Origin of the sequence: Burkholderia sp. 567, assembly GCF_040545115.1 — a bacterium.
GTDB classification, from domain to species: Bacteria; Pseudomonadota; Gammaproteobacteria; order Burkholderiales; family Burkholderiaceae; genus Burkholderia; species Burkholderia ambifaria.
The window spans coordinates 221,832-245,373 of record NZ_JBEPLG010000011.1 but is presented as its reverse complement, the minus strand read 5'-3'; the positions used below and the strand labels follow the sequence as shown (position 1 = coordinate 245,373).

Annotated in this window: 21 protein-coding genes; 11 read left to right on the top strand and 10 right to left on the bottom strand. The window is 67.9% G+C overall.

What is annotated here, in order from left to right; all coding sequences use genetic code 11:
- Nucleotides 1-6: 6 nt before the first annotated feature.
- The 3 genes from dapE to cls all read left to right on the top strand — a co-directional run bounded on the left by dapE (nt 7) and on the right by cls (nt 3,620).
- On the top strand, nt 7-1,146 hold the full coding sequence (dapE, locus tag ABIC50_RS28350) for a succinyl-diaminopimelate desuccinylase (RefSeq protein WP_354168174.1): 1,140 nt from the start codon (nt 7-9) through the stop codon (nt 1,144-1,146).
- Between the two features lie 11 nt (nt 1,147-1,157).
- Entirely contained in the window at nt 1,158-2,066 is a 909-nt protein-coding gene (gene prmB / locus ABIC50_RS28345; protein WP_012364144.1) for a 50S ribosomal protein L3 N(5)-glutamine methyltransferase, read from the top strand.
- A 114-nt stretch (nt 2,067-2,180) separates the two neighbouring features.
- On the top strand, nt 2,181-3,620 hold the full coding sequence (cls, locus tag ABIC50_RS28340) for a cardiolipin synthase (RefSeq protein ID WP_175704488.1): 1,440 nt from the start codon (nt 2,181-2,183) through the stop codon (nt 3,618-3,620).
- A gap of 120 nt (nt 3,621-3,740) precedes the next feature.
- Here cls and ABIC50_RS28335 read toward each other — a convergent pair whose 3' ends face one another.
- Nucleotides 3,741-4,220: a glutathione peroxidase gene (locus ABIC50_RS28335; protein WP_011657298.1), complete on the bottom strand. Its 480-nt coding sequence runs from the start codon at nt 4,218-4,220 to the stop codon at nt 3,741-3,743.
- Nucleotides 4,221-4,356: 136 nt separating this feature from the next.
- Here ABIC50_RS28335 and ABIC50_RS28330 point away from each other — a divergent pair, with 136 nt between their 5' ends.
- A complete protein-coding gene (locus ABIC50_RS28330; RefSeq protein ID WP_011657299.1) occupies nt 4,357-6,288 on the top strand; it encodes an ATP-binding cassette domain-containing protein in 1,932 nt (643 codons plus the stop codon).
- A gap of 180 nt (nt 6,289-6,468) precedes the next feature.
- Here the strand turns inward: ABIC50_RS28330 and ABIC50_RS28325 are convergent, their stop codons facing one another.
- From ABIC50_RS28325 to alr, 3 genes are all read right to left on the bottom strand, one after another.
- Entirely contained in the window at nt 6,469-6,735 is a 267-nt protein-coding gene (locus tag ABIC50_RS28325; RefSeq protein ID WP_011657300.1) for a DUF2866 domain-containing protein, read from the bottom strand.
- A gap of 146 nt (nt 6,736-6,881) precedes the next feature.
- Nucleotides 6,882-8,258 (bottom strand): DNA repair protein RadA, encoded by a 1,377-nt coding sequence (radA, locus tag ABIC50_RS28320; protein ID WP_011657301.1) that lies wholly within the window; start codon nt 8,256-8,258, stop codon nt 6,882-6,884.
- An 11-nt stretch (nt 8,259-8,269) separates the two neighbouring features.
- The gene (gene alr, locus ABIC50_RS28315) at nt 8,270-9,340 is read right to left on the bottom strand and encodes an alanine racemase (protein WP_011657302.1); all 1,071 of its coding nucleotides are present in this window, start codon (nt 9,338-9,340) and stop codon (nt 8,270-8,272) included.
- A gap of 218 nt (nt 9,341-9,558) precedes the next feature.
- Between alr and lplT the strand changes: the two genes are divergently transcribed.
- Together lplT and thiD are read left to right on the top strand one after the other, a co-directional pair.
- Nucleotides 9,559-10,866, top strand: a complete 1,308-nt coding sequence (lplT, locus tag ABIC50_RS28310) for a lysophospholipid transporter LplT (RefSeq protein ID WP_011657303.1) — start codon at nt 9,559-9,561, stop codon at nt 10,864-10,866.
- Between the two features lie 58 nt (nt 10,867-10,924).
- Nucleotides 10,925-11,734 (top strand): bifunctional hydroxymethylpyrimidine kinase/phosphomethylpyrimidine kinase, encoded by an 810-nt coding sequence (thiD, locus tag ABIC50_RS28305; protein ID WP_354168173.1) that lies wholly within the window; start codon nt 10,925-10,927, stop codon nt 11,732-11,734.
- An 18-nt stretch (nt 11,735-11,752) separates the two neighbouring features.
- Here thiD and ABIC50_RS28300 read toward each other — a convergent pair whose 3' ends face one another.
- From ABIC50_RS28300 to tsaB, 4 genes are read right to left on the bottom strand one after another with little or no spacing between them, the layout of a single operon-like run.
- Nucleotides 11,753-12,712 carry a DUF1853 family protein gene (locus ABIC50_RS28300; protein ID WP_354168171.1) on the bottom strand — a complete coding sequence of 320 codons (960 nt, stop codon included), beginning with the start codon at nt 12,710-12,712 and terminating at the stop codon, nt 11,753-11,755.
- Nucleotides 12,709-13,800: a uracil-DNA glycosylase gene (locus ABIC50_RS28295; protein WP_354168169.1), complete on the bottom strand. Its 1,092-nt coding sequence runs from the start codon at nt 13,798-13,800 to the stop codon at nt 12,709-12,711. The genes ABIC50_RS28300 and ABIC50_RS28295 overlap by 4 nt, the downstream gene beginning before the upstream one ends.
- The gene (gene rimI, locus ABIC50_RS28290; protein WP_011657307.1) at nt 13,787-14,287 is read right to left on the bottom strand and encodes a ribosomal protein S18-alanine N-acetyltransferase; all 501 of its coding nucleotides are present in this window, start codon (nt 14,285-14,287) and stop codon (nt 13,787-13,789) included. Before rimI ends, ABIC50_RS28295 begins: the two co-directional genes overlap by 14 nt.
- Nucleotides 14,284-15,051 (bottom strand): tRNA (adenosine(37)-N6)-threonylcarbamoyltransferase complex dimerization subunit type 1 TsaB, encoded by a 768-nt coding sequence (gene tsaB / locus ABIC50_RS28285; protein ID WP_105832926.1) that lies wholly within the window; start codon nt 15,049-15,051, stop codon nt 14,284-14,286. Before tsaB ends, rimI begins: the two co-directional genes overlap by 4 nt.
- A 147-nt stretch (nt 15,052-15,198) precedes the next feature.
- Here tsaB and ABIC50_RS28280 point away from each other — a divergent pair, with 147 nt between their 5' ends.
- The 3 genes from ABIC50_RS28280 to aceA all read left to right on the top strand — a co-directional run bounded on the left by ABIC50_RS28280 (nt 15,199) and on the right by aceA (nt 19,064).
- Entirely contained in the window at nt 15,199-15,468 is a 270-nt protein-coding gene (locus ABIC50_RS28280; protein WP_011657309.1) for an acyl-CoA-binding protein, read from the top strand.
- Nucleotides 15,469-15,828: 360 nt separating this feature from the next.
- Nucleotides 15,829-17,367 (top strand): DEAD/DEAH box helicase, encoded by a 1,539-nt coding sequence (locus ABIC50_RS28275; protein WP_354168167.1) that lies wholly within the window; start codon nt 15,829-15,831, stop codon nt 17,365-17,367.
- Between the two features lie 389 nt (nt 17,368-17,756).
- A complete protein-coding gene (gene aceA, locus ABIC50_RS28270; RefSeq protein ID WP_354168166.1) occupies nt 17,757-19,064 on the top strand; it encodes an isocitrate lyase in 1,308 nt (435 codons plus the stop codon).
- A gap of 222 nt (nt 19,065-19,286) precedes the next feature.
- Here aceA and ABIC50_RS28265 read toward each other — a convergent pair whose 3' ends face one another.
- The gene (locus tag ABIC50_RS28265) at nt 19,287-19,721 is read right to left on the bottom strand and encodes a universal stress protein (protein ID WP_006755353.1); all 435 of its coding nucleotides are present in this window, start codon (nt 19,719-19,721) and stop codon (nt 19,287-19,289) included.
- 159 nt (nt 19,722-19,880) lie between these two features.
- Nucleotides 19,881-20,786, bottom strand: a complete 906-nt coding sequence (locus ABIC50_RS28260; RefSeq protein ID WP_012364159.1) for a LysR family transcriptional regulator — start codon at nt 20,784-20,786, stop codon at nt 19,881-19,883.
- A 154-nt stretch (nt 20,787-20,940) separates the two neighbouring features.
- On the opposite strand from ABIC50_RS28260, the gene ABIC50_RS28255 reads away from it, so the two are divergent.
- Nucleotides 20,941-21,702 (top strand): haloacid dehalogenase type II, encoded by a 762-nt coding sequence (locus ABIC50_RS28255; RefSeq protein ID WP_354168165.1) that lies wholly within the window; start codon nt 20,941-20,943, stop codon nt 21,700-21,702.
- 67 nt (nt 21,703-21,769) lie between these two features.
- Complete coding sequence (aceB, locus tag ABIC50_RS28250) at nt 21,770-23,362, top strand: malate synthase A (protein ID WP_011657313.1); 1,593 nt, start codon at nt 21,770-21,772, stop codon at nt 23,360-23,362.
- The last annotated feature ends 180 nt before the right edge of the window (nt 23,363-23,542 follow it).

Below are 23,542 nucleotides of genomic sequence, written 5' to 3'. Positions count from 1 at the left end.
CGAACCATGTCCGCCACCCTAGCCCTTACCGAACAGCTGATCGCCCGCGCGTCCGTCACGCCCGACGACCAGCATTGCCAGCAGCTCATGACCGAGCGCCTCGCCGCGCTCGGCTTCGAATGCGAGACCATCGCGTCGCACGGCGTGACCAACCTGTGGGCCGTCAAGGGCGGCGCCGACGGCCGCGACGGCAAGCTGCTCGCGTTCGCGGGCCACACCGACGTCGTGCCGACCGGCCCGCTCGAGCAGTGGACCTCGCCGCCGTTCATCCCCTCGCATCGCGACGGCAAGCTGTACGGCCGCGGCGCGGCCGACATGAAGACGTCGCTCGCGGCGTTCGTCGTCGCGTCCGAGGAATTCGTCGCGGCCCACCCCGGCCACCGCGGCGCGATCGCGTTCCTGATCACGAGCGACGAGGAAGGCCCGGCCACCGACGGCACCGTGAAGGTCGTCGAACTGCTCGAAGCGCGCGGCGAACGCGTCGACTACTGCATCGTCGGCGAGCCGACCTCGACCACGGAGCTCGGCGACGTCGTGAAGAACGGCCGCCGCGGCTCGATGTCGGGCGAGCTGGTCGTCAAGGGCGTGCAGGGCCACATCGCATACCCGCACCTCGCAAAGAACCCGATCCACCTGCTCGCGCCGGCGCTCGCCGAACTCGCCGCCGAACAGTGGGACGAAGGCAACGAATACTTCCCGCCGACCACCTGGCAGGTGTCGAACCTGCATGCCGGCACCGGCGCGACCAACGTGATCCCCGGCCACGCGGACCTGATGTTCAACTTCCGCTTTTCGACGGCGAGCACCGTCGAGGGCCTGCAGGCACGCGTGCATGCGATCCTCGACAAGCACGGCCTCGAATACACGCTGAAGTGGTCGGTGAGCGGCCTGCCGTTCCTCACGCCGCGCGGCGACCTGTCGAACGCGCTGGAGAACGCGATTCGCGCCGAGACCGGCCTCACGACCGAGCTGTCGACGACGGGCGGCACGTCCGACGGACGCTTCATCGCGCGCATCTGCCCGCAGGTGATCGAGTTCGGCCCGCCGAACGGCAGCATCCACAAGATCGACGAGCACATCGACGTGCGCTTCGTCGACCCGCTGAAGAACGTGTACCGACGCGTGCTCGAACAACTGATCGCCTGACGGAGCCTCGCATGACGACACCATTTGCAACTATTCGCGACCTGCTGCGCTACGCGGTCACGCGCTTCTCGAAGGCCAAGCTCGCATTCGGCCACGGCTCGGACAACGCGTACGACGAAGCCGCGTACCTCGTGCTGCACACGCTCGACCTGCCGCTCGACACGCTCGAGCCGTTCCTCGATGCGCGGCTGCTGCCCGATGAAATCGCGGCCGTGCTCGCGGTGATCGAACGGCGCGCGACCGAACGCGTGCCGGCCGCGTACCTCACGCATGAAGCGTGGATGCACGGCCACCGCTTCTACGTCGACGAGCGCGTGATCGTGCCGCGCTCGTTCATCGGCGAGCTGCTCGACGACGGGCTGCAGCCGTATGTCGCCGACCCCGAGCAGGTCGGCGCGGTGCTCGAGCTGTGCACCGGCTCCGGCTGCCTCGCGATCCTCGCCGCCAGCGCGTTCCCGAATGCCGAGATCGACGCGGTCGACCTGTCCGACAAGGCACTCGAAGTCGCCCGGATCAACGTGAGCGACTACGGCCTCGACGATCGCATCACGCTGCATCGTGGCGACCTCTACGCGCCGCTGCCCGCGTTCCGCGCGGAACCCGACGCGCGCTACGACGTGATCCTGACGAACCCGCCGTACGTGAACGCGACGTCGATGGCCGCCCTGCCGCCCGAGTACCGGCACGAGCCGGAGATGGCGCTCGCGGGCGGCGAGGACGGCATGGACATCGTGCGGCGCATCATCTCGGAAGCGCACAAGTGGCTGCACGACGACGGCGTGCTCGTCGTCGAGATCGGCAACGAGCGCGAGCACGTCGAAGCCGCGTTCGGCGGGCTCGAACTCACGTGGCTGCCCACCAGCGCGGGCGACGACACGGTGTTCCTGATCCAGGCGTCGGACCTGCCGCGCAAGGCCTGACGGCACGCCGCGGCCCCAACCGTGCGGCACGGCAAACCGCTGTCCCGCACGGTTGGGTAAGATGCGCGTAAGCGGCCGTCGCGCCGCACGACTTCAGGAGTCCGTCACGCGCCCATGACCCTCGACTGGCTACATCTCGGCACCCTGATCCTGGCCGTCCACGTGCTCGGGATCGTCGCGGCGTGTCACGCGCTCATGAACACGCGCACGTCGCAAGGCGCGATCGCGTGGGCCGTGTCGCTCGCCGCGATGCCGTACCTGACGCTCGTCCCCTACCTGTTCCTCGGTCGCAGCAAGTTCTCCGGCTACGTCGACGCACGGCGCCACGAAATGGAAGCGTTGCGCACGCATACGCCGCGCGTGCCGTGGCTCGATGCGGACGCAACCAACGGGCCGGCGGCCGACGCGATCGGCCGCGCTGCGGTGCTCGCGCTCACGCGGCTCGGCGGGATGCCGTTCGTCGGCGGCAATTCGGTGCGCACGCTCGTCAACGGCGATGCGACGTTCGAGGCGATCCTGTCGGCGATCGACTCGGCGCGCGAATACGTGTTCGTCCAGTTCTTCATCGTGCGCGTCGACGCGCTCGGCCTGATGCTGCGCGACGCGCTGCTCGCGCGCGCGGCAGCCGGCGTGCGCTGCTACCTGCTGTATGACAGCATCGGCTGCTTCGACCTGCCGCACAGCTACGTCGACACGCTGCGCCGCGGCGGCGTCGAGGTCCACCCGTTCGCGACCCACCGCAAGTTCGTCAACCGCTTCCAGCTCAACTTCCGCAACCATCGCAAGATCGTCGTCGTCGACGGCAATCGCGCGTTCGTCGGCGGACACAACGTCGGCGTCGAATATCTCGGCGCGAACCGGCGTCTGTCGCCGTGGCGCGACACCCATATCGAAATCCGCGGCCCGGTGGTCGCCAGCATTCAGTACGTGTTCGCCGAAGACTGGCACTGGGCCACGCAGACGCTTCCGCCGCTCGCCGCGCCGCCGGAGGCGCAGCCCGGCGACGCGATGCATTGCCTCGCCGTGCCGATGGGCCCGGCCGACAAGCAGGAAACCGGCTCGCTGTTCTTCGTCGGCGCGATCAACGCCGCGCACGAACGGGTGTGGATCACGACGCCGTATCTCATACCCGACGAAGCGGTGATCGCCGCGCTCAAGCTCGCGGTGATGCGCGGCGTCGATGTGCGCATCCTGATCCCGTGCCGGCGCGACCACTACGTCGTGTTCGAGGCGTCGAAGCTCTATGCGCGCGATCTCATCGACGCAGGCGTCAAGGTGTTCCGCTACCGGCCCGGCTTCCTGCACCAGAAAGTCGTGCTGATCGATCGCATCGCGGCCGCAGTCGGCAGCGCGAATCTAGACAACCGTTCGTTCCGGCTGAACTTCGAAATCATGGTGCTGACCGTCGATCACGCGTTCGCCGAAGAAGTCGGGGCCATGCTCGACGCCGATTTCGCGCAGTCCTACGAGGTCGATGCGAACGAGTATCGGCACTCGCCCGCGTGGCGGCGCATCGCCATGCATGTCGCGCGCCTGTTCGCACCCATCCTGTAGCGTCCGTGGCGCCCGCGCGAGCACCGGGCCGCCGTCGCCCGGATGGCGCCGCCCGCTTTCGCCCCATCCGGCCCGACACCGCGGTCGCGGGCCAGACGCCCCGCTCGCTGCTCCACGGCGTTACAGCAGCTTGTCGATATCCGCGGCGATTTCCTCGGGCTTCGTCGACGGCGCATAGCGCTTGACGATCCGCCCGTCGCGGTCGACCAGGAATTTCGTGAAATTCCACTTGATCGCCTTCAGGCCGAGAATACCGGGCGCCTCGTCGGTCAGATAGCGATACAGCGGATGCGCATGGTCGCCCTTCACGTCGACCTTCGCGAACATCGGGAACGTGACGCCGTAGTTGCGCTCGCAGAACGCGCCGATCTGCGCGGCGTCGCCCGGCTCCTGCTTGCCGAACTGGTTGCACGGAAAGCCGAGCACGAAAAAGCCGCGCGCCGCGTACTGCTCGTACAGTTTCTGCAGGCCCGCATACTGCGGCGTGAAACCGCACTCGCTCGCGGTATTGACGATCAGCAGCACCTTGCCGCGATACGCGTCGAGCGACGCCGGCTCGCCGGCGAGCGTCTCCGCGCTGAACGAATAGAGGGTGGACATCGGGCACTCCTTTGATGAGACCGGAACGACGTGGAGTCTAGGCGAAATCGCGCCGTTGCGGCATCTGCCGTTCGACCGATATCCGGAGCGACGCGCGCGCAGTCTAGAATAGCGGTTTTCGTCAGTCATTCCCGCCGTGATCCGTTTCAATCAGTTCAGCCTTGCTCGAGGCACCAAACCGCTGTTCGAGTCGGCCTCGTTCGTGCTCAATCCCGGTGAAAAGGCCGGCCTGATCGGCGCGAACGGCGCCGGCAAGTCGACGCTGTTCTCGGTCCTGCGCGGCGAGCTGCATTCCGACGCCGGCGATTTCTCGATGCCGCCGTCGTGGCGGATCGCCCACGTGTCGCAGGAAACGCCCGCGGTCGACCGCTCGGCGCTCGACTACACGCTCGACGGCGACACCGCGCTGCGCGAGATCGAGGCGCGCATCGCCGCCGCATCGGCCGCGCATGACGGCGCGGCCGAAGCCGACGCGCACGCAGCATTCGCCGATGCCGACGGCTATACCGCGCCGGCGCGCGCCGAAGCGCTGCTGCTCGGCCTCGGCTTCACGCTCGCGCAGACGCGCGAGTCGGTCGCCAGCTTCTCCGGCGGCTGGCGCATGCGCCTGAATCTCGCGCAGGCGCTGATGTGCCGCTCCGACCTGCTGCTGCTCGACGAACCGACCAACCACCTCGACCTCGACGCGATCGTCTGGCTCGAAGACTGGCTGCACCGCTACGCCGGCACGCTCGTCGTGATCTCGCACGATCGCGAATTCCTCGATTCGATCTGCAACGTCACGCTGCATCTGGAAAATCGCCAGGTGAAGCGCTACGGCGGCAACTACTCGCAATTCGAAGTGCTGCGTGCGCAGCAGCTTGCGCTGCAGCAAAACGCATACGAAAAGCAGCAGAAGACGATCGAGCACCTGCAGAGCTTCGTCGACCGCTTCAAGGCCAAGGCCAGCAAGGCCAAGCAGGCGCAGAGCCGGATGAAGGCGCTCGAGAAGATGGAGCTGATCGCGCCCGCGCACATCGCGTCGCCGTTCACGTTCGAGTTCCGCACGCCCGACGCCGCGCCGAACCCGATGATGGTGATGGAAGACGTCCGCTGCGGCTACCATGCCGACGACGGCACGGACATCCCGATCGTCGAACGCGTGGCGCTGTCGATCCAGAACGGCCAGCGCATCGGCCTGCTCGGCGCGAACGGCCAGGGGAAATCGACGCTGATCAAGACGCTGGCCGGCACGCTCGCGCCGCTGTCGGGCCACGTGCGCGACGGCAAGGGCCTGACGATCGGCTATTTCGCGCAGCACCAGCTCGAAACGCTGCGCGAGGACGATTCGCCGCTCGCGCATCTCGCGCGGCTCGCGCCCGACACGCGCGAGCAGGAACTGCGCGACTTTCTCGGCGGCTTCAATTTCTCCGGCGAGATGGCGACGAGCCCGGTCGGCCCGTTCTCCGGCGGCGAGAAAGCGCGGCTCGCGCTGGCGCTGATCATCTGGCAGAAGCCGAACCTGCTGCTGCTCGACGAGCCGACCAACCACCTCGACCTCGAAACGCGTCACGCGCTGACGATGGCGCTCGCGCAGTTCGAAGGCACGCTGATCCTCGTCTCGCACGACCGCCACCTGCTGCGCGCGACCACCGATCAGTTCATGCTCGTCGCGAAGCATCGCCTGCAGCCGTTCGACGGCGACCTCGACGATTACCGCGACTGGCTGCTGCAGCACGCGGCCGAGCAGCGCGCGGCCGCGAAGGCCGACGGCGCGGCGGCGACGGGCGCCGATCCGGGCGTCAACCGCAAGGATCAGAAGCGCCAGGCGGCCGAGGAGCGCCAGCGCCTGTCGCAGCTGAAAAAGCCGCTGCAGAACCGCATCACGAAGCTCGAAAAGGAAATGGAAACGCTGCACGCGGAGAAGGCGCGCCTCGATGCGTTCGTCGCCGATCCGGCAAGCTACGAGGCCGCGCGCAAGACGGAGCTAACCGACGCGATCCGCAAGCTCGGCGAGGTCAATAGCCGGCTCGAGACGGTCGAGGCCGACTGGCTCGCCGTGCACGAAGAGCTCGAGCAGATAGGCTGAACGCGGCCCGGGTGTCGTCCGGCGGTCGCTTGACCGGTGGCGCGGCATCCACGGCGGCGTCAATAGCCGACGAACCGGGCCGGCTGCATCCGGCCCGAAAACGACAAGGCCGGGCGCGCTGGCCCGGCCTCTTCATTGCAGGTATGACTGTCGTTGTCGGGTCGGCCGTACGCCGCCCGCTCAACGCCGCGGCAACGTATCCCGGGGCAGTTGCTCGTCATCGTCCATCAGGTAACGCCGCCCTTCGGTCGGCTGGCGGATCGCCGCTGCGACTTCCGCTTCCGTCACGTCCTCGGACACGACCCGGCGTGCGAGGCGCCCTTCTTCGTCGATCCACTCGACGATCCGGCATCCGCCGCCCCACGGGTGAACGATGGGCTCTGATACGCGGCAGCCGCGCAGGTTGTAAAGGCGTCCGCTGGCCGCATCCCCATACTGTTTGAACATAGGTTCCCTTCCATTGCGGTTCGACAATCCGCCAAAGGATAGGGAAAAGCGATGTCCGCCGGGTTACAGGAGCCTACATATTCTTTACAACCAATTACGCGACAGATCGTGGCCGGCCGCCCCGCGCGGGTGCCGGCCACGCGCGGTCATTCGAGATCGCGCACGCGGTCGATCGCCTGCTCGATCCGCTCGACGGCCATCACGTTCAGCCCTTCGATCGGCTGCTTCGGCGCATTCGCCTTCGGGATCAGCGCGGACGTGAAGCCGAGCTTCGCCGCTTCGCGCAGCCGTTCCTGACCACGCGGGGACGGCCGGATCTCGCCCGCCAGCCCCACCTCGCCGAATACGATCAGGCCCTTCGGCAGCGCCTTGTTGCGCATCGACGAATGGATCGCGAGCAGCACGGCGACGTCAGCGGCCGGTTCGGTGATCTTCACGCCGCCCACCGCGTTCAGGAACACGTCCTGGTCGAAACACGCAATGCCCGCGTGCCGGTGCAGCACCGCGAGCAGCATCGCGAGCCGGTTCTGCTCGAGGCCGACCGCGAGCCGGCGCGGATTCGGCACGTGCGCCGTATCGACGAGCGCCTGGACTTCGACGAGCAGCGGGCGCGTGCCCTCCTGCGTGACGAGCACGCACGAACCCGGCACGACCTGCTCGTGCTGCGACAGGAACAGCGCGGACGGATTCGCGACGCCGCGCAGCCCACGCTCGGTCATCGCGAACACGCCGAGCTCGTTGACCGCGCCGAAGCGGTTCTTGAACGCGCGCACGAGCCGGAACGACGAATGGGTGTCGCCCTCGAAGTACAGCACCGTGTCGACGATGTGCTCGAGCACGCGCGGGCCCGCGAGGTTGCCCTCCTTCGTCACGTGCCCGACCATGATGATCGCGGTGCCGGACTGCTTCGCGATGCGCGTGAGCTGCGCCGCGCATTCGCGCACCTGCGCGACCGAGCCGGGCGCCGACGTCAGCGCTTCCGAATAGACGGTCTGGATCGAGTCGATGACGGCGACGTCCGGCCGTTCCGCGTCGATCGCGGCCTGGATCTTCTCGAGCTGGATCTCGGCGAGCAGCTTCAGCTCGGCCGCCGGCGCGCCGCCGTCGAGCAGCGCGAGCCGTTGCGCGCGCAACGCGATCTGCGCGGCCGATTCCTCACCGCTGATATAGAGCGCGCGCCGCTCGTTCGCGATGTCCGCGAGCGACTGCAGCAGCAGCGTCGACTTGCCGATGCCCGGATCGCCGCCGATCAGCACGACGCCTCCCGGCACCAGCCCGCCACCCAGCACACGGTCGAATTCGCCGATGCCGGTGGAGAAGCGCGGCACGTCGGCCGCCTCGATGTCGACGAGCCGCTGCACCGGCGCCCGCTTCGCGAGCGACTGGAAGCGATGGGCGGCCGGCGACTCGGCGACCGATTCGACGAGGGTGTTCCAGGCCTGGCACGACGGGCATTGCCCTTGCCACTTCGGGGTTTGTCCGCCGCACTCGCTGCAGACATAGACGGTTTTCTGTTTCGCCACGCGTGCCGCCCTTATTCCGCGCGCACCGGCACGCGGCCGGCGACCGCGCACATCAGTTCATAGCCGATGGTCCCGCAATGGCGCGCGACGTCGTCGATCGGCAGCGTGTTGCCCCACAGCTCGACGCGCGCGCCGACCCCGGCTTGCGGGCACGGGGTGAGGTCGACGGTGATCATGTCCATCGACACGCGGCCGACGATCCGCGTGCGGATGCCGTCGACGATCACCGGCGTGCCTTCCGGCGCGACGCGCGGATAGCCGTCCGCGTAGCCGCACGCGACGACGCCGATGCGCATCTGGGCCGGCGCGGAGAACGTCGAGCCATAGCCGATCGCCTGCCCCTTCGCGATCGTCTGCACCGCGATCAGCTCGGACGCGAGCGTCATCGCGGGCTTCAGTCCGGTGTCGGCGATATCGGCCGACAGTCCCGACGGCGATGCGCCGTACAGGATGATCCCCGGCCGCACCCAGTCGAAGTGCGTATCCGGATGCCACAGCACGGCCGCCGAATTCGCGAGGCTGCGCGCGCCGGCGATGTTTTCCGCGCCGCGCTCGAACGTCGCGAGCTGCTCGGCGACGCCGCGCTCGTTGTCGGCATCCGAAAAATGGGTCATCAACGTGATCTGGCCGATCCCGGGGCACGCACGGGCGCGCTCCCACGCGGCGCGGTATTTCTCCGGCGCGTAGCCGAGTCGGTTCATGCCGCTGTTCATCTTGAGCTGCACGTTGACGGGCTTCGACAGCCGTGCCGTCTCCAGCATCCGCATCTGCTCGTCGTTGTGGACGGTGGTCGTCAGGCTGTAGCGGTCGATCACGTCGATGTCGGTCGAGCGGAAGAACCCCTCGAGCAGCAGGATCGGGCCGGCCCACCCGAGCTCGCGCAACTTCACGGCCTCGTCGAGGTCGAGCAGGCCGAAGCCGTCGGTGCCGCGCAGGCCGGGAAACACGCGCGCGAGACCGTGGCCGTACGCGTTGGCCTTGACGACCGTCCAGACCTTGGACGGGCCGGCAAAGCGGCGGACGACGGAGAGATTGTTCGCGAGAGCGGCGGTATGGATGGTGGCGGAGATCGGGCGCGGCATGGGAAATTTACGTAAAGACGCTTGCGAATCATCAGCTTACCGCGCCTTTTGAGCACCGAAGCCGACAATTTGCGGAACGATCGGGGAATCTTGCTAGTCCGAATTGCCGTATTTTCGTGTTATAAAGCCGTGCGCACAACCCATTTCGAACGGAATAAGCCGATCGCATACCAGGCGGCCTACGCGGCCCTGCCGCAGCGACGAAAGCATCGCATCAGATGAAAAAAGGTTTTTACACCATCATGGCCGCGCAGTTTTTCTCGTCGTTGGCCGACAATGCGCTTCTCATCGCCGCCATCGCCCTGCTGAAAGACCTCCACGCCCCCAACTGGATGACACCGCTGCTCAAGCTGTTCTTCGTGTTGTCCTATGTGGTGCTGGCGGCTTATGTTGGTGCGTTCGCCGATTCGCGTCCGAAGGGGCGCGTGATGTTCATCACCAACTCGATCAAGGTGGTCGGCTGCCTGATCATGCTGTTCGGCGCCCACCCGCTGATCGCGTACGGGATCGTCGGGTTCGGCGCCGCGGCCTACTCGCCCGCCAAATACGGGATCCTGACCGAGCTGCTGCCGGCCGACCGGCTCGTCGCCGCGAACGGCTGGATCGAAGGCACGACCGTCAGTTCGATCATTCTCGGCACGGTGCTCGGCGGCGCGCTGATCAGCCCGCACATCGCGTCGCACGTGATCGCGCACACGCCCGCCTGGATCAGCACGCCCGCCGAAGCGGCGATGGCGATCATCATGGCGATCTACGTGATCGCCGCGATGTTCAACCTGCGGATCCCCGATACCGGCGCGCGCTACCCGAAGCAGGAGCGCGGCCCGGTCAAGCTCCTCACCGATTTCGCCGACTGTTTCACGGTGCTCTGGCGCGACAAGCTCGGCCAGATCTCGCTCGCGGTCACGACGCTGTTCTGGGGTGCGGGCGCGACGCTGCAGTTCATCGTGCTGAAGTGGGCCGAAGTCTCGCTCAACATGTCGCTGTCCGAAGGCGCGCTCCTGCAGGCGGTGGTCGCGGTGGGCGTCGCGGGCGGCGCGATTGCCGCAGCCGCGCGCATCCCGTTGAAGAAGTCGCTGTCCGTGCTGCCCGTCGGCATCATGATGGGCATCGCGGTCATGCTGATGGCGTTCTACACGCGCGACCTGTTCCCCGCGCACTGGGCCGTGCATTTCGGCCACTTGCGCCTGCCGGTGTATCTGATCGTCGCGTACATCTTCCTGATCGGCGTCGGCGCGCTGTCCGGCTATTTCGTGGTTCCGATGAACGCGCTGCTGCAGCATCGCGGACACGTGCTGCTGTCGGCCGGCCACTCGATCGCGGTGCAGAACTTCAACGAGAACCTGTCGGTGCTCGTGATGCTGTGCCTGTATGCGGTGCTGGTCTGGCTCGACGTGCCGGTCGGAGTCGTGATCGTGCTGTTCGGCACGTTCGTCTGCCTGACGATGTGGCTCGTGATGCGCCGCCACCAGGCGAACCAGCGCCAGTTCGACTCGGTCGCGCTGATCGGCGAATCGCGGCACTGACGCTACACTGTCCGTTTCCGTCCGTCGGCGCCGGTCTTCGCACCGGCGCCTTGCCATCATGACGCACCCGATACCCAACGTCCTGACGATCGCCGGCTCCGACTCGGGCGGCGGCGCAGGCATCCAGGCCGACCTCAAGACCTTCTCCGCGCTCGGCGCGTACGGCGCGAGCGTGATCACCGCGCTGACCGCTCAGAACACGCGCGGCGTGAGCGGCGTGCACGCGCCGGATGCGGCGTTCGTGACCGCGCAGCTCGACGCGGTGTTCGACGACATCCGCATCGACGCGGTCAAGATCGGCATGCTCGCGAACGCGGCGATCGTGCACGCGGTGGCCGACGCGCTGCGGCGCTACGTGCCGCGCTTCGTCGTGCTCGATACGGTGATGATTTCGAAGAGTTCGCACGCGCTGCTCGCGCCCGACGCGGTCGACGCGTTGCGCGACGCGCTGCTGCCGCTCGCGACCGTCGTCACGCCGAACCTGCCCGAAGCGGCCGCCCTGCTCGGCGACACGCCCGCGACGACCGAAGACGACATGGTCCGGCAAGGCCACGCGCTGCTGCAGACGGGCGCGAACGCCGTGCTGATGAAAGGCGGCCACCTACCCGACGCGACCGCGAGCCCCGACTGGCTCGTCGATGCCGCGCATGCCGTGCGGCTCGGCGGCACGCGGGTGCCGGTCAGCAACACGCACGGCACCGGCTGCACGCTGTCGTCGGCGATTGCCGCGCTGCTGCCGCAGCGACCGGATCTCGAGAGCGCGGTGCGCGACGCGAAGGTCTACCTGACCGGCGCGATCGCCGCGAGCGGCCAGCTCGACGTCGGCCACGGCGTCGGCCCGGTCCATCACTTCCATCGCTGGTGGTAAGCGCCGGCTGACCCGGCGTCAGTCGTCCTGCGCGGCGAACGCCTGCGCGCGCGCCGGCCAGTCGTCCGGCACGATGAAGCCGCGCGCCGTCTCCCGCCACACACCGTCGCCGACCTGTCGATGGACGCCGATCAGCGCGGGCGCCTGGCGCGCCGTCAATACGGATGGCAGCGCAAGCGAATTCGCCAGCGGTTCGGGCGCGGCGTCGGCCGCCACCCGCCGCGGCGCGAGCCAGGCCAGCCGCGCCAGCACGTTCCACGCCGCGCCGTCGGGTTGCGCGGCCGCCCAGGCCGGCCACTGCGCGTGCGTCAGCCAGAAGCCGCGCGGATGATCGGCCGCGATTTCCGCGGCGACTGGCGGCAGCGGCACACCGTGCGGATAGAACAGCCAGCCCTTGATGAACATCTGTGCATCGGACGGCGCGCCGTAGCCGAGCAGCGCAAACCCGTGGCGATCGCTCAACCGTAGCTGATGCTCGAGCAGCCGGCTGCGCTTGCGGTCGAGGCGGTCGACGAGATTCGGACCGACGAAATCCGCGAGCGATGCGTCGCCCGCCACCGGCGCGCACAGGTAGCACTTCACGGCGAGCTCCCAGTGCAGGCGCTGCCCGCTCGGCGCATCGACGAGGAAATCGACCTCGCCGAGCGTCTTGCCGTTGCTGCGCAACGGCAGATTGGCGGCGACGAGCCGCAGCGACGGCCCGTGCGTGAGGAAATATTCGAGCAGGCATTCGGCGTAGCGTCCGAGCCGTACCGGCCGCAGCCCGTCGAGCGCACGGTGCAGCGGCTCCGGCGCGGCGTCGAGCGCGACGAGCCACGCTTCGACGGCCACCCGTTCGGGCGCATCCGACCACGGATGCGCGAGCGGCGCGCCGGGCGCCGCGGTGAGCAGGCTCGGGCTCGCGAGGAGCCAGCCCAGATCGCGGACCGCGACATCGCGCAGCGTATCGACGAGCGCGAACGCCGCGTCGTGCGTCATTGGGCGACCGGCCCGGTCGCGTCGGCGTCCCCCGCCTGCTGGAACGTATCGCGCGCAAGGCACAAGTCGGCCCACGCCTTCGACTTGTCCTGCAGGCTGCGCAGCAAGTACGCCGGGTGGTAGGTGACGATCACCGGCACGCCTTCGTACGTGTGCACGCGGCCGCGCAGCGACGCGATGCTCGCGTCCGTCTTCAGCAGCGTCTGCGCGGCGAAGCGGCCGAGCGCGACGATCAGCTTCGGCTTCACGAGCGCGACCTGGCGCTGCAGGTACGGCTCGCAGCGCGCGACCTCGTCGGGTTCGGGGTTGCGATTGCCGGGCGGCCGGCACTTGATCACGTTCGCGATGTAGACGTTCTCGCCGCGCTTGAGCGCCAGCGACTGCAGCATGTTGTCGAGCAGCTTGCCGGCTTGGCCGACGAACGGCTCGCCCTGCTTGTCCTCGTTCTCGCCCGGCGCTTCGCCGATCAGCATCCAGTCCGCTTCGCGATCGCCGACACCGAACACGGTATTGGTGCGCTTCTCGCACAGGCGGCAGCTCGTGCAATCGGCGACGCGTGCCGCGAGCGTGTCCCAGTCGAGCATCGCCACCGGCGTTGCGGCAGGACGCGCTTCGTCCGGCGGCAGCGGATCGCCAGGCGGCGCCGCGTCGAACCACGCGAAATCGTCTTCGGTGGCCGGCGGGATGTCGTCCGCGGCGGCGGACGGTGCGGGCTCGGCGGACGCGCGGCCGTCATCGAGCGCGGCGCGCGCGGCCGTCGCCGTACGCATAACCGCTTCGTCGCTCGGTGCCACATTGCGAGCCGCGCCGCCCACCGGCGGCGTATCGTCACGCGGGACCGCCCGCGCAGGCGGCTGCGCGTCATGCGGCGGCTGCGCCGCCGGCCGCAGTTTGGCCGCGCCGGGTGCGCCGGATGCCCCGGCTGCGCCGGCCGCGCCGGTTGCGACCGCAACGGCGGACGCGTCGCCCCCTCCGCCGGATGCCGCAGCCGGCATTTCGCCCGCTTCAGCGCTTTGCGCGCGCTGCCCGCGCCGCACCCAGATCTGCGCGAGACCCATTTCCTCGAGCGCTGCTTCAGCCCACGCCATGCGTGTCCCCTTCGTCCTTGTTCAGCGTCAGACGCATCACGATCGCGTCCTCCCGGCCGCGATGCCGCGCCGGATAGTAGTTCTTGCGCCGGCCGATCGTCACGAAGCCGAAGCGCTCGTACAGATGGATCGCGCGCAGATTCGACGGCCGCACCTCGAGCAGCACGCCGTCGAGCCGCTCCGCGCGCGAGATGCGCACCGCTTCGCGCAGCAGCGCGAGGCCCGCACCCGAGTGCTGGGCGGCCGGGGCGACGCACAGGTTCAGCAGGTGCATCTCGTCGATCACCGGCATCAGCACGCAATAGCCGACGAGCGCGCCCGTCACGTGCCGCAGGCACACGCCGAAATAGCCGTTGCGCAGCGAATCCTCGAAGTTGCCGCGGCTCCACGGGAATTCGTACGCGACCTGCTCGATCGCGACGACCTCGTCGAGATCGGTGTCGGTCATCGGCGACAAATAGCGGTCGCTCAGCAGTACACCCGTCATCCTTTCGCTCCGCCCGTCTGCGCGGCGCGCGCCGCGAGGCGCTCGGCGGTGGTCTGCGCGACCTTGTCGCGCACGTATTCCGGCGCGGCCTGGTCGGCCGGCACCGTGCGGCCGGCGCGAAACGCGCGCAGCGCGGCATGCGCGACCGCCAGCGCATGCGGCAGCGCGTCGCCGTCGATCACCGCTGCCGCGGCGGCAGCCGGCAACTGCGCGCCGAACGCGGCCGCCGCGTTGCCCGCGAGCGTGAACGGCACGTCGGGCACGCCGACGGCGCCCGGCGCGTCGAGCGACGCCGGATGCAGCGTGCGCCAGTCGCCCGCCTGGTCGTCCCACGCGAAATCGGCCCAGTACGCTTCGTCCATCCGCGCATCGAGCGCGGCCAGCACGCGCGTCGTGCCGGGCGCGCGCAGCCGCGCGTGCTCGGCGCACGCGAGCAGCGTGCTGACCGGCACGACTGGCAGCCCACGCCCGAACGCGAGCCCCTGGGTAATGCCGGTCGCGGTACGCAGGCCGGTGAACGAGCCGGGGCCCGCGCCGAACGCGATCGCGTCGCAGTCGGCGAACGACAGGCCCGATTCGGCGAAGAGTTCCTGGATGGCCGGCAGCACGCGCGTGCTCGACACGGCGCCCGTCGGTTCGTGGCGGACCCAGGTTTGCGGGGTGGAAACGGCGTCATCGGCCGAAGCCGAGCGCAGCAGCGCGACCGAGCAGTATTCGGTCGACGTATCGATGGCGAGGAGCACTGTTTGCGTCATGGCCGACATTGTAATGCGGCGCCCCGCTCCCACGGGCGATCGGACCCGATCCTGATGCGTGCGCCGCGCGGCCGGCGGTTTGGAAGGATCGCTCGACCCCGCGCGGCGCGGCGCTTGTTAAGATCGGCCGACTCGAAACCCCTACGGAGACACACGATGAGCGATCTCACCGCCCAATTCGACCAGGCCCAGGTCGACGTCAAGCAACTGCCCGAGCGACCGGGCAACCTCACGCTGCTGCGCCTGTACGCGCTCTTCAAGCAAGCGACCGACGGCGACGCGCACGGCGACAAGCCGGGCTTCACCGATATCGTCGGCAAGTACAAGTACGACGCATGGGAAGCGCTGAAAGGCACGTCGCAGGACGCCGCCAAGCAACAGTATGTGGAACTCGTCGAATCGCTGAAGAACGGCACGGCATCCTGACCGGATCGCCCTCCCCGCAATCGGCAATCAAATCAGTGGCGCAGCGCAGCAAATTTCTTTATAATGCGGCCTGCGTCACCCCCGCGCTCGGCTCGAAAGCCGTTCCGGCCAGACGCCTCGTAGCGTTATGCTCCAATCCGGTTTAGAACCTGTCCCCTCCTGCTTCGACCCTCGCGGTCGTCACTCTCAGGCTGGCGGCCCCGCTCCTGAAGCGCGCCGCACCCAAAACAGCTTCTAATGCCTCATCCGCCGAAGGTTCGGCGGATTGCACCCCCGTTTCCTGATTTGCTCGCTGAATCCGACGACTTGGGTATGCGCGATTGGCGCCGACGTTTCACCCACTGTGTTTCAAGGATTGTTATGACTTCGAGCATTAACTCCAGCCCGCTCAACGCGATCGCCGACCAGGCGCTCGGTCTCGACGACGCCGCCGTACCGGCCGCGATCGAACCGGCGTCGGACGAGCCCAGCTTCGCGTCGCTCGGGCTGTCGCCGGAGATCGTCTCCGCGCTAGAGGCCGCCGGCTATGTGAAGCCGACGCCGGTCCAACAGCGCGCGATTCCGGCCGGCATCGCCGGCCGTGACCTGCTGGTGTCGAGCCCGACCGGTTCGGGCAAGACGGCCGCCTTCATGCTGCCCGCGATCGAACGTTTCGCGCAGCTTCAGAAGACGCTGGCGCAGCAACCGCGCACGCCGCGCGAACCGAGCCAGGGCGACCGCCGCGTGCGCCGCCCGCAACCCGTCGCGCGCCCGGGCCTGCTCGTGCTCACGCCGACCCGCGAACTCGCGATGCAGGTCACGACGGCCGCATCGACCTACGGCAAGCACCTGAAGCGCCTGCGCACCGTCAGCATCCTCGGCGGCGTCGCCTACGGCCAACAGCTGATGCTGCTCGCGAAGAACCCGGAAATCCTGGTTGCCACGCCGGGCCGCCTGCTCGATCACCTCGAACGCGGCCGTATCGACCTGTCGGAACTGAAGATGCTCGTGCTCGACGAAGCCGACCGCATGCTCGACATGGGCTTCATCGATGACATCGAGACGATCGTCGCGGCAACGCCCGCGTCGCGCCAGACGATGCTGTTCTCGGCCACGCTCGACGGCAAGATCGGTTCGCTGACGGGCCGCCTGCTGAAGGACCCCGAGCGCATCGAGATCCAGCAGCGCCTCGAGTCGCGCACGAACATCGCGCAGACCGTGCACTACGTCGACGACCGCGACCACAAGGATCGCCTGCTTGATCACCTGCTGCGCGACGACGCGCTCGACCAGGCGATCATCTTCACGGCGACCAAGATCGACGCCGACCAGCTCGCCGGCCGTCTCGCCGACGCAGGCTTCGAATCGGCCGCGCTGCACGGCGACCTGCCGCAGGGCGCGCGTAACCGCACGATCCGTGCGCTGCGCGAGCGTCGTGTGCGCGTGCTGGTCGCGACCGACGTCGCGGCCCGCGGCATCGACATCCCGGGCATTACGCACGTGTTCAACTACGACCTGCCGAAGTTCGCGGAAGACTACGTGCACCGTATCGGCCGTACGGGCCGCGCCGGCCGTTCGGGCACCGCGGTGAGCCTCGTGCACCACGCCGAACAGGGCGCGCTCAAGCGCATCGAGCGCTTCGTGCGCGCGCCGCTGCCGGTCAACGTGATCGAAGGCTTCGAGCCGCGCAAGGCACCCGCGCGCAACGGCAGCACCGGCGGCCGCGGCCGTCCGGGCGGCGGTAACGGCGGTCGTCGTTTCGGCGGCAAGCCGGGCGGCGGTCATGCCGGCGCCGGCCGCAGCTACGGCGGCGGCAATGGCGGCGGCTGGAGCGGCAAGCCGAGCGGCAGCCGTGACGGCGGCCCGCGTCGCGACGGCCAGCGCAGCAGCGGCCCGCGTCGCAGCAACTCGGCGTCGTAAGCACGCCCGGGCGGCTCCGGCCGCCCGACGGAGGGCCCCACCCATCCGGCAGACCGGCGCACCCGCGCCGGTTTTTTTTCGTCCCGCCCCACATTTCACGATGCGGAAAATTTTTTTGCGTCGTAAAAAGTCATGCTGCGCGGCACAACCTTACGATTGCGAGATGGGAAAAATCGTTTCTCATTGCGAAACGTGACTGGCAACCAATTGATTCATAAAGATTAAAAAATTTCGAGCTTCCTGAGATAGCCCCTGTTTCATGTCGGTCGGTTTGCCTAGACTCTTATACAAGACTTCGCGAAACGGCAGCACCCCGCTCCGCTTCGCAAACAGCATCCTCACCGTCCGATTCGACTCATCAGGCAACGCACCGTATCAAGGAGCTCATCATGTCGCGACACCAACAGGCGCAGGAACTGCAACAGCAATGGGAAACCGATCCGCGCTGGAAGGGCATCAAGCGCAGCTACACCGCTGACGACGTGGTTCGCCTGCGCGGCTCGATCACCGTCGAGCACACGCTGGCCAAGCGCGGCGCGCAGAAGCTGTGGCGCCTCATGAACGAAGAGCCGTTCGTCAACGCGCTCGGCGCGCTGACCGGCAACCAGGCGATGCAGCAGGTGAAGGCCGGTCTCAAGGCGATCTACCTGTCGGGCTGGCAAGTGGCCGGCGACGCGAACGTCGCGGGCGAAATGTACCCGGACCAGTCGCTGTACCCGGCGAACTCGGTGCCGCTCGTCGTCAAGCGCATCAACAACACGCTGACGCGCGCCGACCAGATCCAGTGGTCCGAAGGCAAGAACCCGGGCGACGAAGGTTACGTCGACTACTTCGCGCCGATCGTCGCGGACGCGGAAGCCGGCTTCGGCGGCGTGCTGAACGCGTTCGAACTGATGAAGGCGATGATCGAGGCAGGCGCCTCGGGCGTCCACTTCGAGGACCAGCTTGCGTCGGTGAAAAAGTGCGGCCACATGGGCGGCAAGGTGCTCGTGCCGACGCGCGAGGCCGTCGCGAAGCTGTCGGCGGCGCGTCTGGCCGCTGACGTGATGGGCACGCCGACCGTGCTGGTCGCGCGCACCGACGCGGAAGCAGCGGACCTGATCACGTCCGACATCGACGACAACGACAAGCCGTTCCTGACGGGTGAGCGTACGGTCGAAGGCTTCTTCCGCACGAAGCCGGGCATCGAACAGGCGATCTCCCGCGGCCTCGCGTATGCGCCGTACGCCGACCTCGTCTGGTGCGAAACGGGCAAGCCGGATCTCGAGTACGCGAAGAAGTTCGCGGAAGCGATCCACAAGCAGTTCCCGGGCAAGATGCTGTCGTACAACTGCTCGCCGTCGTTCAACTGGAAGAAGAACCTCGACGACGCGACCATCGCGAAGTTCCAGAAGGAACTGGGCGCGATGGGCTACAAGTTCCAGTTCATCACGCTGGCCGGCTTCCATGCGCTGAACTACTCGATGTTCAACCTCGCGCACGGCTATGCCCGCACGCAGATGAGCGCGTTCGTCGAACTGCAGCAGGCCGAGTTCGCGGCGGCCGACAAGGGCTTCACAGCCGTCAAGCACCAGCGCGAAGTCGGCACCGGCTACTTCGACGCAGTGACGCAGACGGTCGAGCGCGAAGCATCGACGACCGCGCTGCACGGCTCGACCGAGGACGAACAGTTCTTCGACGGCAAGAAGGTCGCGTAACGCGCGCAAGCGTCACGCCGATGCCCGCCCGTCACGCGACGGCGCGGCATCAGCGGCACCGAACAAAAATCAGGGAGGAGACGGCAGGCGCGCGGTGACCCGCGCGACCCGCCGCACGCGGCCTTCGGCCGCCTGCAACGACGCGCGCCGGCTTCGTCCGGCGCGCCCTTTTTCAGCGGCGCTGCCGTGCCGCCGCCCGCGCGGCCGCGGACGACGTCGCCGCTACCGATAGACGATCACCGGAATTTTCGTATGGGTCAGCACGCGCTGCGTCTCGCTGCCGATCAGCAGGCTGCCGAGCCCGCGGCGTCCGTGGGACGCCATGAAGATCACGTCGCAGCCGCCGCGTTCGGCCGCCTCGATGATGCCGAGATACGGCGACGGATGCACGCTCGTCCAGCTGTCGCAGACGACGCCGGCCGCCTTCGCGGCCGCCTGTACCTCGTCGAGGTGCGCGCGCGCCTCGCGCTCGCTGCGCGCCCGGAAATCGGCGGGCGGCTCGATGATCACTTCGGAAAACGGCGAGTACGGATACTGCGGCAGGCACGCGTAGGCCGTGACCTGCGCGCCGACCGCGCGCGCCAGGTCGATCGCGCCGTCGATCGCCTTCTGCGACAGTTCGGAACCGTCGGTTGGAACGAGGATGTGCCGGAACATCGCGCCCTCCTGCGTCAGACGCACCGCGCGCGCCGCGAACCCATGCGAGCCGGCCCCGGCGTGTCGCGCATGCCAGTTTCGATTGTAGTGCGCGAAACCGGGCGGCCGGCGCCGTCAGCGGGTTCGCCCTCATATCGGAAACGCGCGGGCGGCCGCGCGCTACTCGCCCCAATACCCGGGCCGCTCGTAGGTATGTTTCAGGTAATCGAGAAACAGCCGCACGCGCAGCGGCAGGTGGCGCCGCTGCGGAAACACCGCGTGGATGCCGATCGGCGGCGCCGCGAACGCATCGAGCACGCTGACGAGCCGGCCGGCCGCGATGTCGCCGCCGACCTCCCACCACGATCGCCATGCCAGGCCGTAGCCGGCGAGGCACCACTCGTGCAGCACCGCGCCGTCCGAGCATTCCATCGTACCGTTCACGCGGATCGACACAACCTTGTCGCCCTCCTGGAACGCCCAGCCGCGCTGCTGGTTCGCGTTCGCGGCCAGCGCGAGGCAGTTGTGGCGCGCGAGTTCGGCGAGCGTGGCCGGCGTGCCGCGCCGCGCGAGATACGCCGGGGACGCGACGCACACGCGCCGGTTCTCGCCAAGCTTCAGCGACACCAGCGACGAATCGGGCAGCTCGCCGAGCCGTACCGCGCAATCGAACCCTTCGTTGACGAGGTCGACCATCCGGTCGGACAGGTCGAGCGTGACCGACACGTCCGGATGCGCGCCGCTGAATTCGGGCACGAGCGGCGCGACGTGGCGCCGCCCGAAGCCGGCCGGCGCGGAAATGCGCAGGTGGCCGCTCGCCTTCACGCCGCCGGCGGACACGCTCGCCTCCGCGTTCTGCATGTCGTTGATGATCCGCTGGCAATCCTCGAGGAAGGCCGACCCCTCGAAGGTCAGCGTGAGCTTGCGGGTGGTACGCACCAGCAGCTTGACGCCGAGCCGCTCCTCGAGCGCGTCGAGGCGGCGGCCGATGATCGCCGGCGCGACGCCTTCCGCGTGCGCGGCCGCCGACAGGCTGCCCTTCGCCGCGACCGCGGCGAACGTTTCGATCTGTTTGAACCGGTCCATGACTGGAAAGGACGGCCATCCCGCCCTTCAAATAGCTTAAGCCGGTCAAGATTATGTATATGAAAGTAAAAGATCAAGTGATGATTAGCGTCTTTTTTAGTACATGTGATCACGAATAGAATCGACTCGACCTCTGAAACTGGAGCGCAAGGCTATGTCGGCCACAACGACACTCTCCTCTCCCGACGCAATCCTCTTCGACGCATTCGGCACGTTGTTCGACGTGCATGCGGTCGTGGCCGCGGCGGAGCAGATGTTTCCCGGTCACGGGGAGCGGTTGTCGCAGCTGTGGCGACGCAAGCAAATCGAATACTCGCAGTTGCGCACGCTCGCCGATCCGGCCGGCGCCCGCTATCGCCCGTTTCGCGACATCACGCTCGACGCGCTGCGCTTCTCCGCGCGCGTGCTTGGCCTCACGCTGAACAGCGCGGCCGAGAAACGCCTGATGGACGAATACGCGTGCCTGTCCACCTACCCCGACACGCTGCCCGCGCTGCGCAAGCTGCGCGCGCTCGAGCCGCGCCCGCCCCTCGCGATCCTGTCGAACGGCAACCCGCAGATGCTCGACATCGCGATCAAGAGCGCCGGCATGACCGGCCTGTTCGATCGCGTGCTGTCGGCCGACACCGTGCGCGAGTACAAGCCGAGCCCCGCCGTCTACGCACTCGGCACCGCGGCGTTCGGCGCGAACGCGCGCGACATCGTGTTCGTGTCGTCGAACGCGTGGGACGTCGCGGGGGCCGCCTGGTTCGGCTACACGACGTTCTGGCTCAACCGCACGGGCGCACCCGCCGAGGAACTCGGCGCGCCGCCCGACGGCACCGGCAGCGGCATGGCCGATCTGCTCGGCTTCCTCGCCACCCCGGCTCCGTCCGGCAGACCCGCGAACCGCGCGCGCCCCGGCCCGGGCGCATGACGATCGCGGCGCTGCCGCCTTCCCCCTTCACCGAAACCGCAACTGACCGACCAAGGAGATGAGACTCATGAGCACCCCGATCACGCTGCCGCAAGGCATGGCGATCACCGGCGAAATCAAGCCGGGTTACGAAGCAATCCTGACGCCTGACGCGCTCGCGCTAGTCGCGGCGCTGCATCGCACGTTCGAGCCGCGCCGCCAGGCGCTGCTGCAGGCCCGCGTCGAACGCACCAAGCGCCTCGACGCCGGCGAACGCCCCGATTTCCTGGCCGACACGAAGGCGATCCGCGAAGGCGACTGGAAGGTCGCGCCGCTGCCGGCCGACCTGCAATGCCGCCGTGTCGAGATCACGGGCCCCGTCGAGCGCAAGATGATCATCAACGCGCTGAACTCAGGCGCCGACTCGTACATGACGGACTTCGAGGACTCGAACGCGCCGAGCTGGACGAACCAGATCGACGGCCAGATCAACCTGAAGGACGCGGTGCGCCGCACGATCTCGCTCGAGCAGAACGGCAAGTCGTACCGGCTGAACGACAAGGTGGCGACGCTGATCGTGCGTCCGCGCGGCTGGCATCTCGACGAGAAGCACGTGACGGTCGACGGCCAGCGCGTGTCCGGCGGCATCTTCGATTTCGCGCTGTTCCTGTTCCACAACGCGAAGGAATTGATCGCGCGCGGCTCGGGCCCGTACTTCTACCTGCCGAAGATGGAAAGCCATCTCGAGGCACGCCTGTGGAACGACATCTTCGTCGCGGCACAGGAAGCGGTCGGCGTGCCGCGCGGCACGATCCGCGCGACGGTGCTGATCGAGACGATCCTCGCCGCGTTCGAGATGGACGAGATCCTGTACGAGCTGCGCGAACACAGCTCGGGCCTGAACGCCGGCCGCTGGGACTACATCTTCTCGGCGATCAAGAAGTTCAAGAACGATCGCGACTTCTGCCTGGCCGACCGCGCGAAGATCACGATGACGGTGCCGTTCATGCGCGCGTACGCGCTGCTGCTGCTGAAGACCTGCCACAAGCGCAACGCACCGGCAATCGGCGGGATGAGCGCGCTGATTCCGATCAAGAACGATCCGCAAGCGAACGAGAAGGCAATGGGCGGCGTGCGCTCGGACAAGCAGCGCGACGCGACCGACGGCTACGACGGCGGCTGGGTCGCGCACCCGGGCCTCGTGCCGATCGCGATGGAGGAATTCGTCAAGGTGCTCGGCGACAAGCCGAACCAGATCGCCAAGCAGCGCGACGACGTGCAGATCGAAGGCAAGAACCTGCTCGACTTCCAGCCTGAAGCGCCGATCACCGAAGCCGGCCTGCGCAACAACATCAACGTCGGCATCCACTATCTCGGCGCGTGGCTCGACGGCAACGGCTGCGTGCCGATCCACAACCTGATGGAAGACGCGGCCACCGCCGAAATCTCCCGCTCGCAGGTATGGCAGTGGATCCGCTCGCCGAAGGGCGTGCTCGACGACGGCCGCAAGGTCACGGCGGAACTCGTGCGCGAATTCGCGAAGGCCGAGCTCGACAACGTGAAGCGTTCCGTCGGCGGCAACACGCAGCCCTATGAGCGTGCGGCGGCGATCTTCGAACAGATGTCGACGTCGGAAGGCTTCACCGAATTCCTGACGCTGCCGCTGTACGAGGAAATCTGACGACGCGGGCCGGGTCCTGCCGGCCCTCGTCGTGCCCAACCTGCCCGCCGGCGGTCGCACCGGCCGGTGGCATGAACAGCGCCCGCCATGAAAAACACCCCAAAGGTTGGATTCGCATCCAACTTTTGAGGTGCAGTTCAGCCAGGGCGCTTTTTCTTTGCGACGCAGCGGTTTGCCGCG

Bases quoted from the DNA above. Each gene is read 5' to 3' on its own strand.
- ABIC50_RS28255 (WP_354168165.1), top strand. From the start codon at position 20,941: ATGTCGGCCACAACGACACTCTCCTCTCCCGACGCAATCCTCTTCGAC.
- ABIC50_RS28265 (WP_006755353.1), bottom strand. From the start codon at position 19,721: ATGTTCCGGCACATCCTCGTTCCAACCGACGGTTCCGAACTGTCGCAG.
- aceB (WP_011657313.1), top strand. From the start codon at position 21,770: ATGAGCACCCCGATCACGCTGCCGCAAGGCATGGCGATCACCGGCGAA.
- ABIC50_RS28295 (WP_354168169.1), bottom strand. From the start codon at position 13,800: ATGGCGTGGGCTGAAGCAGCGCTCGAGGAAATGGGTCTCGCGCAGATC.
- ABIC50_RS28300 (WP_354168171.1), bottom strand. From the start codon at position 12,712: ATGACGCACGACGCGGCGTTCGCGCTCGTCGATACGCTGCGCGATGTC.
- ABIC50_RS28260 (WP_012364159.1), bottom strand. From the start codon at position 20,786: ATGGACCGGTTCAAACAGATCGAAACGTTCGCCGCGGTCGCGGCGAAG.
- thiD (WP_354168173.1), top strand. From the start codon at position 10,925: ATGACGCACCCGATACCCAACGTCCTGACGATCGCCGGCTCCGACTCG.
- ABIC50_RS28280 (WP_011657309.1), top strand. From the start codon at position 15,199: ATGAGCGATCTCACCGCCCAATTCGACCAGGCCCAGGTCGACGTCAAG.
- rimI (WP_011657307.1), bottom strand. From the start codon at position 14,287: ATGACGGGTGTACTGCTGAGCGACCGCTATTTGTCGCCGATGACCGAC.
- ABIC50_RS28275 (WP_354168167.1), top strand. From the start codon at position 15,829: ATGACTTCGAGCATTAACTCCAGCCCGCTCAACGCGATCGCCGACCAG.
- tsaB (WP_105832926.1), bottom strand. From the start codon at position 15,051: ATGTCGGCCATGACGCAAACAGTGCTCCTCGCCATCGATACGTCGACC.
- alr (WP_011657302.1), bottom strand. From the start codon at position 9,340: ATGCCGCGCCCGATCTCCGCCACCATCCATACCGCCGCTCTCGCGAAC.
- aceA (WP_354168166.1), top strand. From the start codon at position 17,757: ATGTCGCGACACCAACAGGCGCAGGAACTGCAACAGCAATGGGAAACC.
- dapE (WP_354168174.1), top strand. From the start codon at position 7: ATGTCCGCCACCCTAGCCCTTACCGAACAGCTGATCGCCCGCGCGTCC.
- ABIC50_RS28335 (WP_011657298.1), bottom strand. From the start codon at position 4,220: ATGTCCACCCTCTATTCGTTCAGCGCGGAGACGCTCGCCGGCGAGCCG.
- cls (WP_175704488.1), top strand. From the start codon at position 2,181: ATGACCCTCGACTGGCTACATCTCGGCACCCTGATCCTGGCCGTCCAC.
- ABIC50_RS28325 (WP_011657300.1), bottom strand. From the start codon at position 6,735: ATGTTCAAACAGTATGGGGATGCGGCCAGCGGACGCCTTTACAACCTG.
- lplT (WP_011657303.1), top strand. From the start codon at position 9,559: ATGAAAAAAGGTTTTTACACCATCATGGCCGCGCAGTTTTTCTCGTCG.
- prmB (WP_012364144.1), top strand. From the start codon at position 1,158: ATGACGACACCATTTGCAACTATTCGCGACCTGCTGCGCTACGCGGTC.